Genomic DNA, 13,746 nt, shown 5'->3' on the forward strand with positions numbered 1-13,746 from the left:
GCTACAGCACCACCGCGAGCACCGCGGCCACCAGGGCCAGAGCGATGCCCACCCAAGCGAACGTGGTGGCGGTAGCGGCCTTCTTGGTGGCGGCGTCGGCGGCCTCGCGTGCAGCGTGAGCCGACGTCGTCGCGGCGTCCGCGGCGGCCTGAGCCGCTGAGGCGACGGCGCGCGCCGAGTCGAGGTCGGTGCGCAGCGCGCCGGTGGTCGAGGTCAGCTCGTCGATCCGCTCCCGCAGCCCCGCGGCCTCCTCGCGGGCGGCGGCGGACTGCTCGATCGCGGTGGCGAGCTCGCCCGCCGAGGTCTCGCGCGCCTGCTCGATCGCCTGGGCGAGCGCCTGCTCGTGCGCCTTCGCCTGTGCGACGCTCTCCTTGGCGATGAGCTCGCGCAGGTCCGTGGCCTGTTCCTTGAGGTTGACGGTCAGCTCGGCGCGGACCTCCTCCGGGGTCAGGGGCTTGTCCGGCTTGGCGAGGTAGGCGTCCGCCCAGGTGCGGCGTGACCTGCTCGGCCGGCCGGACTGCGCGCCTTCGTCCGCGGCAGGCTCCTTCTCCTCGTCGCTGAGGCGATCGAGCGCCTCAGCCGCGGCCTTGACCGCCGGCGGGGTCTCGACCGGCACCTTGGCGCCCTTGGCCGCCTTGGGCGCTCCGGCAGCCGCCACGGGTGCGGAGTAGTCCGCGTCCTCGCTGTCGTTCGACGCGGACTCGGGAATCTTGATGGGCTTGGTCAACAGTGCCCGGAGGCGGTCCATCCGCTCGGCCTTCTCGCCGCCCTCGCTCGGAGGCGCGTCGCTGTCGCTGCTCATGCGCAAAAGGTACTGCTCTGCCCGTTCTAGGTCGACTACCTCCGTGGGCGCGGCGTTCTGCCCGTAGTTGCTTCACCTTGTTTGCCCGTGCCCGCCTTGCCCGGCGGCCATGGCTCCACGACGTCGGCGCGAGGTCGGCCGTCACAGGCTCTCAGCCAGCCCGATGTCCTCGCGCGTCCAGTCGGGCAGCAGGTCGTCGTAGAAGGCGGCGACGTCCTCGGCGGGTGTGTCCTGCGGGGGCTGCCCGGTGGATCCCTCCGCGCAGCCAGGGGTGGGCATCTTCCAGACGCCGCCAGCCACTAGCTGCGCGCCGACCTGGGGGAACCGGTCCACCTCGCAGCGCTCCCCGTAGTCACCGCACCGTACGCGGCCCCCGTCGGTCAGCTCGCCGTAGGCGGCGACCTGCTGCACCACGCCGCCCCGGCGGGCCTGGGCGAACCCTTCCTGGCAGTCGACCGTGGCCCAGCCGGCCGCGGAGTCGTCGGCGGACGAGCCGATCTGGAGACCCGTCATCGAGACGCGTGTCAGGGCCAGGGTCGACCCAGAGCCTTGATCGCTCTTCACCTGGACCCCGTCGAGGCTCGTGTCCACGAACGATGCTGCGCCCTCGGGCGACCGGAACACCGACCCGAAGAGGACCGCACCGTCGAACCGGGAGCCGTCGAGGTTGCCGCCGATCGACGCGGCCGGTGCGAAGAGGTTGACGGCGGACGCCCGCTCGAGCGAGCCGTCGACCAGCAGCGCACCCGTGAGGTTCGCGCCGTCCAGCCGTGCGCCGGTCAGGTCGGCACCTGTGAAGTCGGCGCAGGTCTCCGCGTGGTCCCTCGCCCAGCCGTCGTCCGGTACGTAGTGCACGGGGCAGCCGAGATCCAGGCCTGACAGGTCGGCGTCGCGCAGGTTCATCCCGCGGAACGGCTTGGGGCCCTCGGGGGCGTCGCGGATGGTCTCGCGGATGAATGTCACGTTGGCCAGCACCTGGTCGCGCTCGGCGCGGTCGGCCTCGACGGTCTGGGTCTGCTGCTCCCGCTTGTCGTCGATCGTCGCCTGGTATCCGGCCAGCAGCAGGCCGACGGCGAGACTGGATAGGACGCCGATCGTGACGTCCACGATCCATCGGCGGTCCGGTCGTGGCGGGGCGGGTGGGCTGGCCGGCGGTGTGCCGGCTGGCCCGGACGAGGACTCCACCAGGGGTGAAGCCTCCTTGAGAACTGTGTCCATTGCGTGCGAAGTCCTTCGGTCAACTGGAGCAAAGCGGGCATAGCATGACCAAAGGTGTTACTGAACACAAGGCAAGACTCGCGGGTCACGGGGCTGTCAGCGTGGGCGCGGTGACGCTCGTCAGGATCGGCTGACCGGTGAGCCGGTGGAAGCGTTCACTACCGTGCTACCGGTTCACCCGTGGGGGCCATCGCCGCGTCGGCGTCGTCGGCGTCGGTGAGGACTGCCTCCTCGTGGCGGCGGGCCTTGGCGCCCACCAGGGCGGCGAGCGAGCGCACGCCCATCCCGCCGACGAACACCGTCGTGGCGACCGCGAGAACCACGGCGATGACTCCGGCGCCAGGGACGCCATCAACTCCGAGCCAGGTGATGGTGTACGACACGACGGCTGCGACCGGGAACGTGAATGACCAGAACCCGAGCGTGAAGGCCAGGCGGCGGTAGCGGGGGATCAGGGCGATCTGAGCGATGGCAAGGATCGCTGTGAGGCCCGCGAACGCGAGCGACAGAGGGGTCGAGACGTGGTCGGTCAGCGCGAAGAGCGCGAGACCGCCGACTGCCGGCGGAGCCACCACGACGGTGAGCGTCGGGACCAGTGCGTCCGGCAGCGGTGGGCGGCTGATCAGGCGTGCGATCAGCAGGGTCGTCATCACGACCCAGAACAGGCTCGCGACCCCGAACGCCGCCCAGCCGAGATCGCGCAGCCCGATGGCGTCGGCCGCGCCGGCTGCGACGAAGCCGCCGGCGACGGTGGGCAGGAGGTAGCCGCCGTGCAGAGCACCCAGCTCGACGTGTCCCGCGGTCCAGGTGCTGACCAGCCAGCCCGCGAACACGCTCGCGGCCGTCAGCGACACGAGGACCAGTACGGTCCCGGCGACGGGGGACCGGGCGACCAGGTCGCCACCGAGCAGCATGCCGATGACCGGCACGATCGCCGCGAGCGGGCCCTGGGCGGGGTGGCGCAGCTGTTCCCCCAGCGGGCTCTTGGTTCGGATACCGCGCACCGAGTGGGCGGTGATCAGCCAGAGCAGCGCGACTGCAGCAAGGCCCCAGAAGATCTGGGGCACCGCGGTGGGCAGCTCGACGACGGCCGAGGCTGCGGACCAGGTCTCCGCGACACCAGCTACTCCGAGGGCTATCGCAAAGGTGTTCAGAGGTATGCGCGAGGTGGGGGTGACGGCGGATCGACCGGTCGAGTGGGCCTGGGACATGTCTAACTCCTAAAACCGTGTTTAGTGGTTAACGCAGGCGTGGCTGATTTCATGCCCAGCACGAGCGCGTCGTGCTGTCAGGCTCTTCCGAGGTGAGCGCTCAGGCGCTCGCCGAGCGACGCGCCTGGTAGCGGCGAGCCTTCAGGCGATTGCCGCACGTGGACATCGAGCACCACCGTGCCGTGTTCGGCTTGCTGTGGTCGATGAGGAACTTCGTGCACTCAGGGTTCGCGCATGGCCGGAGGCGCCCTGGCATCTTCTCGGCGATCTCGTTCCACGCCAGTACGAGCCGTGCTGCCGGCAGATCTGGTGCGGGAGCGTCGACCTCCCAGTGGACGGCGCCGTCCACGATGGAAGGACGACTCGTGACCCCGTCGAGGAAGCGGTTCAGATCAGACGCCGGCGCCTTGGACCGGGTGACGGCCTGAAGGGTGTCCCTGGCGCTGCGGAGATTCGCGAGCTGCGCGGGCGACGGGGTGGCGCGGGTGAACGGCTGCACGATCTCCGCTGCGCGGGCGTCGTCGTCCAGGTAGTCGAGGTGCGAGCCGTCGACGACGGGCGTGCTGTTCATGACTGCCAGCAGCCCGGCTTCCGGCGTCGTGGTCTGTTGCATGTCGTACCACTCCCTCTCGATAACCATGATATCGCTCTTGGCTGGTTACAGGACTGCGGCGAGAGGCGCCCTGAGCGCCGTCCTGGTCGTCAGGAGTCCTGGTCAGTCGGTCAGTGCGGGGTTTCGCGAGTAGGGGAGGTGCCTGGTCTCGTGCGCGCCGAGCAGGCGCCCGGCGACGAGCCTGTCGAGGTGGAAGCGGGCGATGCGGCCCGTGCCGCCGTCGTCGCCCGCGCGGCGCACCTCACCCCACTCGATCTGAGTGGTGCCCGACAGGTGCAGGGTGCGGCCGCTCGGGAAGTCGAAGAACAGGAGCGCGGCTTCCGGGTCGACGGCGAGGTTGCCGAAGCTGTTGAAGAGGTTGTTCCCCTTGTAGTCGGGCCACCACAGGCCGCCGGCGTCGACCCGGACGAAGCCGGGCGGCCCGCCGCGGTGCGAGGCGTCCGCCCCTCGCTCGGGGTTCACGGTGCCAAGGAAGAAGGTGTCGGCCGACCGGATCAGATGGATGTCGTCCGGCGACAGCTCGGTGCCGCGACGGACGTCCTTCGTCGCGGAGGGGTCAGGCTCGTCCGGGGTGAGCAGCCGTTGCTGGATGTACTGCGGGCAGTTGCCGTACGCCTGCTCCACCGCGACCTCGAGCAGGTCGTCGGTGCTTGCCACGACCAGGCCGTTGATGCGGACCCGACGGCGGGTGGCGAACTCCACGGCCGTCATGCCCAGCTTCTGCCCCACGGGGATCCCGTGCAACGGGTCACCGGCGGAGATCCGGGCGCGGACGGCCAGCGTGGTCGGCGATCGCACGTCGAGGAAGCCGGGAGGGCCGACGATCGGAGAGGTCCAGAGCCGTCCACCCGCGTCCCTGCCCGTGATGACCAGGAAGGTGCGATCCGCGAGGAAGCCCGCGATGCCCCCGGACAGCTCGACGGGCTCGAGCATCCGGGACATCCGAGCGACGTCCTGGAGCACCCCGGCCTGTCGCTGCACGGCCAGCTCGCCCGCGTGGAAGCCCGCGTCCGCGGCCGGGTTCAGCTTGATCACGATCGTGCCCTTTCCTGCCCTGGCGGTTACAGGTGCGTGAGGCCCAACGGTTGAATGCGCCTGCATCCGTTAGAAGTTCTACACCGATCTTCTCACGGATGCAAGCGTTTCCATCCGTGATAAGTTGAGCGCCATGGCCGATCGAGATGTTCCCCGGGCCTGGATGCTCCCCGACGAGCCGCTGCCCGTCCGCCTGATGTCGACGATCTGGGCGGATGTAGAGGGCCTCCATGACGACCTGCGTGAGCCCAGCGACGTGGACGCGTGGCTCGACGCCGTAGGCGTCGACAGATACGGCGCCCGCACGAGCGCGGACGAGCTGGCATCAGCACGGGCGCTGCGTGACGCGGTGCGGTTTCTCGCGGCACAGGTGACGGGCGACGAGCGTCAGGCCGCGATCACTCCCGTACCCGACGTCGGCACCGCCGTGCAGCGCGTCAACGCGGCGGCGGTACGCCTTCCCGCACCCCGGCTCGAGATCAACGGGGAGGCGGTCTGTGAAGGCCTCGCGATCGACGGCTCGGCCGTGACCGCCGGCCTGGCGCGCGTGGCCGGGGAATCGATCGCCCTGCTCGGTGGTAGCGAAGCGGCCAGGCTGCGCGCCTGCTACGCGCCCGGGTGCGTCCTGTACTTCGTCAAGGCCCACCCACGACGCGAGTGGTGCTCAGTGGCCTGCGGAAACCGCGTCCGGGCGGCCCGGCACTACGGGAAGACGCGCGAAGCGAAGGGACCACCCATGGCTGAGTAGGTATCTCGTAGGACGTTCGGTGCGCTAGATGAGCGCCGGAGCAGACGTACTGGAACGGTGACAAGTTGGCGCGCTGCGGGCTCGGCGTGGTCCTCGGAGTGGGCCTCATTAGCGGCGGCCGCCGACTACCTTGCGCTATGGTTCCGTCAGCAACGGCCCTGGTCAGGGCCAAGCACTGATCAAAGGAGACCTCGTGCGACTGACCCGTCCCGTCGCTGCCGTCATGGCCGCGATCTGCACCACCGTCCTGTTCGCCGCACCCGCCAGCGCGGCGGAGGGCATCTCGCCCAGCTGCTCAGGGGCGATCGTTGCCCAGGCCCCGGTCAAGCTGCCCAACGGGACCCAGGTCGGTCGGGTGGAGCTGTGGTACTCGTCCGCCAACGGTGGCACGAACTGCGTCATCACCCGCAGCTCCCTCGGCAGCAGCACCGGTGGCATCGGCGCGTACCTGTGGCTGCAGGACGGCCGGTCGATCTACGACGCGTCCGCCTCGTACAACAGCTACGCAGGTGGGGCCTGGATCAGCAACGCCGCCGGCATCTGCGTCAAGTACAAGGGAGAGGTCGTGAATGCCTCCGGCGCCGTCGGGACCGGCGGGCGCACGGGTTCCTGGGGCAACTGCGGCTGACTGTTGTATCGCTTGCAGTGGCACCCGACGGAGCAGCGGCCTTGAACCCCGTACGAGGTCAGGCCAGGAGCAGCTCGTAGACGGCGCGCTCCTTGCCCGGTCCCTTGAGATCGGAGACCACCTGGATGCCGTCTACCTCCCGGTCGCCGGGGACGTTGGAGAATCCCCGCGCTGTCCAGGCGGCGTCGGCGGCTCGGTTGTCCGGTTCCGAGGTGAGCCACAGGCGGCGGCACCCCCACTGCTCTGCCGGGGCGCGGACGTCGGCCAGCAACGCTGTCATGACGCCCGTGCGCCGGTAGGCGGGGTGCACCATCACGTCCTGGACGTACACCTCGTCGGGGTCGTCCTGGTTACGGAACGCGATCACGGTGCCGGCCAGCGCGCCGTCGATGCGCGCGATGTGGCAGGTGGAGGAGAACAGGGTGGCGTAGGTCCAGTAGTCGGACGCGGTGCGCGTCGTGACGTACGGCGCACCCTGGTCCATCAGGTGCATGACGTCGTCGATCATCGGGGCGATCAGCGGGGAGACGGCGATGGTCATGGGATCCTTCCTGGCGGACGTGAGCGCGGGATCTGTTCAGTCCTCGTAGTAGGTCACTTCGGAGCGCACGGTGGCGCCGTGCACGCGATGCAGCCGACGCAGTTCCCAGATCGCGATGAGGACGCCGATCAGCGGCACCGGCACGGTCAACAGGTACCAGCCGAGCTCGCCGCCGCCAGAGAACGTGAAGTAGGTCGGCGCGAGGTCGCCGGACTCGGTGAAGCCGAGATCGAAGATCTCGAAACCGAGGAGGCCGAAGGCGAGGTAGGTGCCGAAGACGCCGATGGCGATGAGCGCGCGCATCGTCGGGTGCCCGTCGATGGCTCGGAAGTAGTTGGTGGCGATCGATCCGGAACCCGAGAGCACGATCCAGCCCATGTAGAAGAGCAGACCGATCAGCATCCCCTGCAGCACGCAGGCTGCTATCCCCAGCGGGAGCAGTGCCAGGCCGGCCAGGACCTTCAGCGGCCACCAGTCCTCGGGGAGGAGGAAGCTCGCGAGGGCAGCTGCCGCGAGGGCGTCGACCAGCAGAAGCGGGAGAAGCACTTTCAACGGTGTCATGATCATCCAGCGCGCCGGGGCGAACGCGATCTGGGCGCACTGGTACACCGCCTTTCGGTTCCCGGGCCGCGCTACGACGAGCAGGAAGATCGAGACGATCCACATCACGACGAGTACCAAGAGGAATGCGGTCACGCCATCGGCCATGGTCTCCAGCGGGCCCAGGACGGCCCAGTCCTCGACGGTGCGTTCGGCTGCGTCCCGGGGTAGGGCGCTGAAGTACCACAGGGCGAGGAAGATCAGCATGCCGCCGGTGCCGCGCAACCCGGCGACGGTCTCCATCGTTCGGTCCTTCTGCCCGTCGAAGAAGCTGTAGGTGGGCTGGACCATCTCGGTCCAGGCGTTCCGTGCCAGCTGGAATCCGACGCCCATGCCCTCGAACCAGGCTTTGACAACTTCGAGCATGACTGGAGCTCCTCGCATGGTTCGGATACCCCGGGACGGTGTCGCATCAGCGAGTGGCATCGAACGTTATTGAGCCGGCCGACCTGGCACAACGGAGTCCGGGGTGAACCAGCGGGTGAACTGACGCGGCGAACGCTGGTGTCGACGCAGGTCTACCTGGACACGACGTGCCGGAGCGTTACAGAGGCGTCGCTCATCCGTCGGTCAGGACGCGAGACCGGCCACCGCGTCGCGATCGTCGGGCAGGCCGACACGCATCCGTGCCAGGTTCGCGTTGCCGTCACGCCGGTCCCACAGGTCGTCGTTGGCGACCATCTCGCGCAGCACCGCCTTCTGAGCCTCCTCCAGGTTCTGCGGTGGGTCGGGGCGTACGCCCGGCAGGAACTCCACGCCGGGAAACGTCCTGAGCAGGATCGGGCCCCAGGTCATGTCCGACCACAGCCCGCCCTGCGCGACCCTGATCGCGGACAGGCACGCGGGCAGGATCTCGGCGAGGTCGACGTCGCGGGCCAGGAGGTTCGCCATCAGGCCGAAGTGAACACGCATGTCGAACCTCGACGGGCGGCGGGTGAACCACTCGTCCACCGCCAGCGGGTCCTGCAGTGCCTCGACCAGCACGGCGGTCGCCTCGGCGGAGCCGGTGAGCGACAGGGCGGCGCAGGCGCGGATCGCAGGGTCGTCGTCGGACAGCCACCGGGTGGTGTCCGATCCGAGGTCACCCAGGCCCAGGACCACCACGGCGCGCTCGTCGCGCCCGGACGCGGCGTCCACTGCGGTGGCCAGCGGCCCGGCCAGCGTCGCGCGGTCCGGCTGCACCGCTGCGAGCCGGACGTAGGCGTCGAGCGCGGCGGAGCGCACGGTCTCGTCCTCGTCGGTCAAGAACGCCGAGACGGGTGTCAGCGCCTCGCGGCACGCCGCCGGCAGCTCGGCGATCGACCGGGCCCACAGGTACTGGCTGAGCTCGGAACCCCACACCTCCTCGTCGTCCGCCGCCATCGCACGGTAGAAGGCGTCGACGTCCTCGTCCGTGGGTTCGGCGGTGTCCGACACGTCAGGGTCCTCGTACCAGGACGCGCTGTCGCCCACCGCGTCGATCCATTCCAGCAGCGAGGCCAGGCGCGACCTTCCGTGCCCGTCGCGACGGCGCAGCCCCTGGTCGTGCAGCATCCCCGCCACGATCCGTAGCGAGGGCACCGTCGCCGGGTAGACGGTGCCCTGGTGCAGCACGGCGCCGTGGAGATGGTCGAGAGCCTCGTCGAATGCGGCATCGTCGTCGGAGACGAGGCCGGGCAGGTGCCGCGCCGTGTCCGACGCGACCCCGTAGGCATGGAACAGCCGCGACCAGTTCACGTCGTCGACCAGCGGCGTCTTCGTCGAGCTCATGGCCACGGACCCTACAGCGCTGACGGAACTGCTCCGGTCGCGCGGCGTTCCGCGTCCGGCACGAGCAGGGGGATGCCCTCGTACGCTCGTGCGTCGTGAGCGGGGACGATCTGCATGTGCTGCGCGAGCGCCGTCACCCGGGCGAGGTCCTGTCGGACCTGCGCTGAGTCGCTGTCGGCGAGCAGGCGCATCAGCAGAGGCCGCTGCGCGCCGCGGGCGATCCCGTCGAGCTGCCAGGCGAGGTCGCCGATGAAGGCGAAGCGCTGGTCCGGCCGCACCGTGACGAGGACCACGACGGAGCCGGTGGTGTGGCCGGGTGCCGGGACGATCACGACGGAGCCGTCTCCGTGCAGGTCGTGGCTGGCCGGGAAGCCCAGGTGGGCCGGGCCGTCGAAGCTGTACCCGCGGAAGTCGTGACCGGCGGCGACCCGCCTGAACACGCGGTCGCCGCGGTTGCGGTCCGCGTACCGCAGCTCCTCGTCGGTGACGAGGATCGGCACGTCGAGGGAGTCCAGCCCGCTGACGTGGTCCCAGTGGGAGTGGGTCAGGATCACCCCGGACAGCCGCGAGCGGTCGTAGCCGGCGGCGTCCAGCTGGTCGCTGACCGTCGAGCCGAGGCGGTGCGGTGAGCGCCGGAACGAGGGCAGCATCCGGATGTGCTCCTCGGCCTGCGTGCCGAATCCGGCGTCGATGAGCACGTCGCCCTCGGGGTGCCGCACGAGTACCGCGGTCGCGGCGAACTGGCGGCGGTCCCGGAACGACCCTCCCTGGAAGGCCAGGGCGGCAGGGGTCTCGTACGTGCCGGTCGGGAGCTGGAAGATCGCCATCTCCGGGGGCGGGCCAGCGGTCGCAAGGGTTCGGGCGACCCCTGAATCACTATTGGTCATGGTGGACAGTATTGAACTTCATGTTCAACAGTGTCAACGGAGTTCAGCAACTCCTAGGATCGAAGCCATGACGAGCGAAACCGCAGAGGTGCTGGACCCGCGCGTCGCCCGGACGCGGCGTGACGTCGTCGAGGCGACCAGCGCGTTGCTGCTCGAGGAGGGCTGGGACGCCGTCACGCACGCCGCGGTGGCTCGTCGCGCGGGCTTCTCCAAGGCCACCGTCTACGCGCACTGGCCGACGCGACTCGACCTGATCCGCGCGTCGATCGAGCAGATCTGTGACGTGGCGGACCACCCGGCTCCGACCGGCGACCTGCGGGCCGACCTCCGCGCCGCGCTCGCGGACTTCGCCGAGGACCTCACGAACCGCCACCTCGACCGCCTCCTGGCGGGCGTCGTCGAACGGGCGCGCGACAACGACGTCGTCGGCGCGCTGCGCACACGGCTGTACGAGACGGGAACGAGCGGGATGCGCGCGATCCTGGCGGCGCACGTCGTACAGCGCGACGTCGAGCCCGCGCTCGCGCTCCTGACGGGGGCCGTTCTCGTGCTGGTCACGTTCGAGGGCAGGCCGGCGACCACCGCGGTGCTGGACGACCTCATCGATCGGGTGCTGGCCACCACGACGCCGCGAACGACCTAGGACGCTCGGCGGGCTCAGTGCACGCTGATCGCGTCCAGCCGGTGGGTTCCCCCGTTCAGGAACACGTTGACGCCCTGGACCGTGCCGACGAGCGCCTGGCACTGGTCCGTCAGCGTAGTCAGGTCGACCACCACCTCACCGGGCTCCTGCACCCAGCCGGCCTGGCCCGTCTCGCACCAGGTCCAGTCGGGACCGAGCTGGAGCGCCACCTTGGTGTCGAAGCCGCTGGTCCCTGCCACGTCGAGCCGGAGCTCGGTGCGGCCGGTGAGGTCGATGCCGCCGGGGCCGGACAGCCAGGCGCCGTCGGTCCCGGCCTCGACGGTCAGGATGCCGCCGGACGCGGTCGCCGTCCCGTCCGACCAGCTGGGCACGGCCCAGCCCTGGTCTCCTGCCTCGAAGTCGGCGATCACGACCGGCTGGAGCGGCGACGGCAGCGCGTCGAACCGGAACAGCATCGCGGTGAGCGCGGACCGCTTCACGGTGTGCCCTGCCCCGAACGACGTCGACGACGGCTCCGGTACCACCCCGGTCTCCACCGCCCACGCGACGGCCTCGGCGGAGGCGGCCGGGACGTCGCCGTACACCGTGGTGACGTCGGTGGCGGGCGAGCCGTAGAGGCGCCAGAACGCCTCGGCGACGGCCAGCTTGGTCGTCCCGGCACGGGGCGCCGCCGGGACGGCGACGTCGCCCTCCGGGTCGTACGCCCGCAGGAGGGCAGCGAGCTCGCCCGCCTTGACGGCGCGCGTCGGGTAGAAGCGGCCGCCGCTGTCGCCCCAGCGCACGGCCTCGGCGAGACCCTCCTCGGCGAGCCACTCGATCGCCTCGTACTCGGCCATCGTGCGCGGCGTGTCGCGGAAGACCGGCGGCGGCGGGGTGCCGAGCACGGCCTTCAGGTCGTCGACGACGATCGCGCCGGAGGATGCACCGCCGTCGGTGGCGTTGACGTACACGTTGAACTGGCTGACGTCCTCGAGGTCCTCCTGCGTGATCCGGCGGTCGGCGTTGCCGGTGTCCCAGGGTGCCGGGCGCCAGTCCGCGAACGGGATGGTCGCCACGTACGGGGCGTCGCCCGCGAGCGAGGGGTACGCCTCGTACGAGACGCCGCCCGCGACGAGCTGGAGCACGAGCTTGTTGCCCGACGCGTCCGGGTCCACCCAGAGCGAGAAGTCCCAGTTGCCCGACCAGTCGGCGCCGACCTGGCGACCCACGCCGGTGTACGACTGGTTCGCGAAGTCGTAGGCGAGGCGCATCGCGTTGTCGCCGGACCCGACGGAGCCGCCCGCCGCCGCCCGTTCGAGCGTGACGGTGCTGGCGTTGTGCTGCACGTACTCGGCGCGCAGCGCGGTGTCGTCGCCGTAGCCCTCGAAGTCATCCATCACGCCGGGCGGGAAGACGGGCTCGGGGCCGAGCACCACCGCCGACGGCACCGTGACCTCGCCCTCCGCTGTGACGACGCGGAGGGTGAGTGCGCGGGTCGAGTTGCCGAGCTCGTCGGCGGGGATCGCCCACTCGCCGGTCCACCACAGCTCGCCCGCGGCGGGCGGGGTGAGCTCTACCTCGCCCACGGCGCCGCCCACGGTCACCGAGGCGTGCTCGACGTCGACGCCGGAGATCGTGGCGCGGAGCGTCGTCGGCCCGGACGCGACGCGCGAGCCGTCCGACGGCGACGCGAGGTGCGCCACCGGGGCCGCGGCCACGGGCTCGGTGACGGCGTCGAAGGCCCCCTCCACCTCGTCCGCGAAGTACGTGTACGGGTCGGCGTGGAACGCCTGGAAGTCGGGCAGCATCTCGCCCTCGGTGGGCGTCCACGGCGCGTTCGACCCGCCGAAGTTGGCCCACGTCAGCAACCAGGCGCTCCGGGACGCCCGCGGGTCGGCCTCGATCGCCGCCAGCAGGTCGGTGAACCAGGAGGTGTTGAGGTTCTCGCCGTCGGGCTTCATGCCACCCGTCGGGCCCGTCTCGGTGAAGGTGCTGACCTTGCCGCGCTCGTCGGCGAGGTCGGCGATCATGCCGAGGTCCGCCACGACGGTGGCGAGGCGGTCCGGTGACGCGCCCGAGTCGTCGTAGTAGTCGTAGCCGAGCACGTCGACGAAGTCGTCGCCCGGGTAGGTGCGCAGGTACGTCTCCGCGTCGCCGCCGAAGGTGCCGTTGGGCGACCAGGAGTAGAGCAGGTTGTCGACGCCCTTGACGTCGCGCAGGTACTCCACGGTGAACCGGAAGAGCTCCTTGAACTCGCCGGGCGTGGCGAAGGCGGCACCCCACCAGAACCACGAGCCGGTGTTCTCGTGCCAGGGCCGGAACACGATCGGGATGCGGTTCCCGTCGGCGTCGCGCGCGTTGTCAGCCGCCAGCGCCACGAGGTCGAGGTAAGCGCGCAGCTCGGCGTTGTGAGTGCCGCCGGGGAGGACCGCGCGCAGCGTGTCGCCCGAGGTGTCGTAGAAGTCGCCGCCCGTGACCACGTTCTCCATGTGCATCGACAGGGTGCTGATGCCGCCGAGGTCGTGCGCCTCCCGGATGCCCTGCGCCAGGAGCAGGGCGTTCTCCTCGCGCGGCCCGCCGTAGACGCCGGGCGGGATGTTCCCCTCGATGACGAGGGTGTCGAAGCCGAAGACGGCCGGGTGGTCACCGGTCGCGGCCAGCACGTCCGACGAGACGCCGTCACGCGAGGCGAAGGTCTCGCCGACGTCGGTCGTGTGCTGGTGGCCGAACAGGAGGCCCTGGCCGCGCACGTCGCGCAGGTAGGCGAAGAGGCTCCGGGTCTCGGCGGTCGCCGTCGCGTCGACCAGGTCGACGACCGGGTCGGTGATCGGCACGGGCTCGGCCGCGGCGGTGGTCGCGAGCGGCACGCCCAGGCAGGTCATCACGAGGGCGGCCGCCCCCGCGAGCAGCCTGCGTGCGGCCGTCGGCGTGGCACGGGCCGGCCTGTGCCGTGCGGTCGGGTCCGGCGTGGACCGGCGAGGATCACGTGCTCGGGCAGAAGGGCGCAACGCTGAACCTCCGGTCACCTCGCGGACAGGCGTCGGTGCCGGCCGCAGCTGGGTGGGACCGGCCCAAGGTAGCGCCGCGGGCGC

At 70.6% G+C, this 13,746-nt stretch carries 13 protein-coding genes; 3 read left to right on the forward strand and 10 right to left on the reverse strand.

All coding sequences use genetic code 11. The features are described from left to right. Position 1 precedes the first annotated feature (1 nt). The 5 genes from ACNYC2_RS11750 to ACNYC2_RS11770 all read right to left on the reverse strand — a co-directional run bounded on the left by ACNYC2_RS11750 (position 2) and on the right by ACNYC2_RS11770 (position 4,879). A complete protein-coding gene (locus tag ACNYC2_RS11750) occupies positions 2–802 on the reverse strand; it encodes a hypothetical protein (protein ID WP_419707195.1) in 801 nt (266 codons plus the stop codon). 141 nt (positions 803–943) lie between these two features. Beyond that, complete coding sequence (locus tag ACNYC2_RS11755) at positions 944–1,909, reverse strand: pentapeptide repeat-containing protein (protein WP_419707196.1); 966 nt, start codon at positions 1,907–1,909, stop codon at positions 944–946. 269 nt (positions 1,910–2,178) lie between these two features. Next, the gene (locus ACNYC2_RS11760) at positions 2,179–3,231 is read right to left on the reverse strand and encodes a transporter (RefSeq protein WP_419707197.1); all 1,053 of its coding nucleotides are present in this window, start codon (positions 3,229–3,231) and stop codon (positions 2,179–2,181) included. A 100-nt stretch (positions 3,232–3,331) separates the two neighbouring features. Continuing rightward, positions 3,332–3,844 (reverse strand): CGNR zinc finger domain-containing protein, encoded by a 513-nt coding sequence (locus tag ACNYC2_RS11765; RefSeq protein WP_419707198.1) that lies wholly within the window; start codon positions 3,842–3,844, stop codon positions 3,332–3,334. A gap of 102 nt (positions 3,845–3,946) precedes the next feature. Beyond that, positions 3,947–4,879: a pyridoxamine 5'-phosphate oxidase family protein gene (locus ACNYC2_RS11770; protein ID WP_419707199.1), complete on the reverse strand. Its 933-nt coding sequence runs from the start codon at positions 4,877–4,879 to the stop codon at positions 3,947–3,949. A 133-nt stretch (positions 4,880–5,012) separates the two neighbouring features. Here ACNYC2_RS11770 and ACNYC2_RS11775 point away from each other — a divergent pair, with 133 nt between their 5' ends. Together ACNYC2_RS11775 and ACNYC2_RS11780 are read left to right on the forward strand one after the other, a co-directional pair. Further along, positions 5,013–5,627 carry a CGNR zinc finger domain-containing protein gene (locus ACNYC2_RS11775; protein ID WP_419707200.1) on the forward strand — a complete coding sequence of 205 codons (615 nt, stop codon included), beginning with the start codon at positions 5,013–5,015 and terminating at the stop codon, positions 5,625–5,627. 193 nt (positions 5,628–5,820) lie between these two features. Next, positions 5,821–6,255: a hypothetical protein gene (locus ACNYC2_RS11780; RefSeq protein ID WP_377130919.1), complete on the forward strand. Its 435-nt coding sequence runs from the start codon at positions 5,821–5,823 to the stop codon at positions 6,253–6,255. A 58-nt stretch (positions 6,256–6,313) separates the two neighbouring features. Here ACNYC2_RS11780 and ACNYC2_RS11785 read toward each other — a convergent pair whose 3' ends face one another. The 4 genes from ACNYC2_RS11785 to ACNYC2_RS11800 form a co-directional block, all read right to left on the reverse strand. Continuing rightward, positions 6,314–6,796 (reverse strand): GNAT family N-acetyltransferase, encoded by a 483-nt coding sequence (locus tag ACNYC2_RS11785; RefSeq protein WP_419707201.1) that lies wholly within the window; start codon positions 6,794–6,796, stop codon positions 6,314–6,316. Positions 6,797–6,832: 36 nt separating this feature from the next. After that, entirely contained in the window at positions 6,833–7,762 is a 930-nt protein-coding gene (locus tag ACNYC2_RS11790) for a hypothetical protein (RefSeq protein WP_419707202.1), read from the reverse strand. A gap of 204 nt (positions 7,763–7,966) precedes the next feature. Beyond that, positions 7,967–9,145, reverse strand: a complete 1,179-nt coding sequence (locus ACNYC2_RS11795; protein WP_419707203.1) for a hypothetical protein — start codon at positions 9,143–9,145, stop codon at positions 7,967–7,969. 11 nt (positions 9,146–9,156) lie between these two features. Then, a complete protein-coding gene (locus ACNYC2_RS11800; protein WP_419707204.1) occupies positions 9,157–10,032 on the reverse strand; it encodes an MBL fold metallo-hydrolase in 876 nt (291 codons plus the stop codon). A gap of 67 nt (positions 10,033–10,099) precedes the next feature. Here ACNYC2_RS11800 and ACNYC2_RS11805 point away from each other — a divergent pair, with 67 nt between their 5' ends. Then, a complete protein-coding gene (locus ACNYC2_RS11805; protein ID WP_419707205.1) occupies positions 10,100–10,675 on the forward strand; it encodes a TetR/AcrR family transcriptional regulator in 576 nt (191 codons plus the stop codon). A gap of 14 nt (positions 10,676–10,689) precedes the next feature. Here ACNYC2_RS11805 and ACNYC2_RS11810 read toward each other — a convergent pair whose 3' ends face one another. Continuing rightward, positions 10,690–13,662: a glycosyl hydrolase gene (locus tag ACNYC2_RS11810; RefSeq protein WP_419707206.1), complete on the reverse strand. Its 2,973-nt coding sequence runs from the start codon at positions 13,660–13,662 to the stop codon at positions 10,690–10,692. Positions 13,663–13,746: the final 84 nt, after the last annotated feature.

It is taken from the genome of Promicromonospora sp. NFX87 (assembly GCF_048564965.1).
Lineage (GTDB): Bacteria > Actinomycetota > Actinomycetes > Actinomycetales > Cellulomonadaceae > Promicromonospora.

What these genes read in the sequence shown, in the direction of transcription:
- ACNYC2_RS11785 (WP_419707201.1), bottom strand. Translation starts at nt 6,796, where the DNA reads ATGACCATCGCCGTCTCCCCGCTGATCGCCCCGATGATCGACGACGTC.
- ACNYC2_RS11790 (WP_419707202.1), bottom strand. Translation starts at nt 7,762, where the DNA reads ATGCTCGAAGTTGTCAAAGCCTGGTTCGAGGGCATGGGCGTCGGATTC.
- ACNYC2_RS11750 (WP_419707195.1), bottom strand. Translation starts at nt 802, where the DNA reads ATGAGCAGCGACAGCGACGCGCCTCCGAGCGAGGGCGGCGAGAAGGCC.
- ACNYC2_RS11800 (WP_419707204.1), bottom strand. Translation starts at nt 10,032, where the DNA reads ATGACCAATAGTGATTCAGGGGTCGCCCGAACCCTTGCGACCGCTGGC.
- ACNYC2_RS11765 (WP_419707198.1), bottom strand. Translation starts at nt 3,844, where the DNA reads ATGCAACAGACCACGACGCCGGAAGCCGGGCTGCTGGCAGTCATGAAC.
- ACNYC2_RS11795 (WP_419707203.1), bottom strand. Translation starts at nt 9,145, where the DNA reads ATGAGCTCGACGAAGACGCCGCTGGTCGACGACGTGAACTGGTCGCGG.
- ACNYC2_RS11760 (WP_419707197.1), bottom strand. Translation starts at nt 3,231, where the DNA reads ATGTCCCAGGCCCACTCGACCGGTCGATCCGCCGTCACCCCCACCTCG.
- ACNYC2_RS11805 (WP_419707205.1), top strand. Translation starts at nt 10,100, where the DNA reads ATGACGAGCGAAACCGCAGAGGTGCTGGACCCGCGCGTCGCCCGGACG.
- ACNYC2_RS11775 (WP_419707200.1), top strand. Translation starts at nt 5,013, where the DNA reads ATGGCCGATCGAGATGTTCCCCGGGCCTGGATGCTCCCCGACGAGCCG.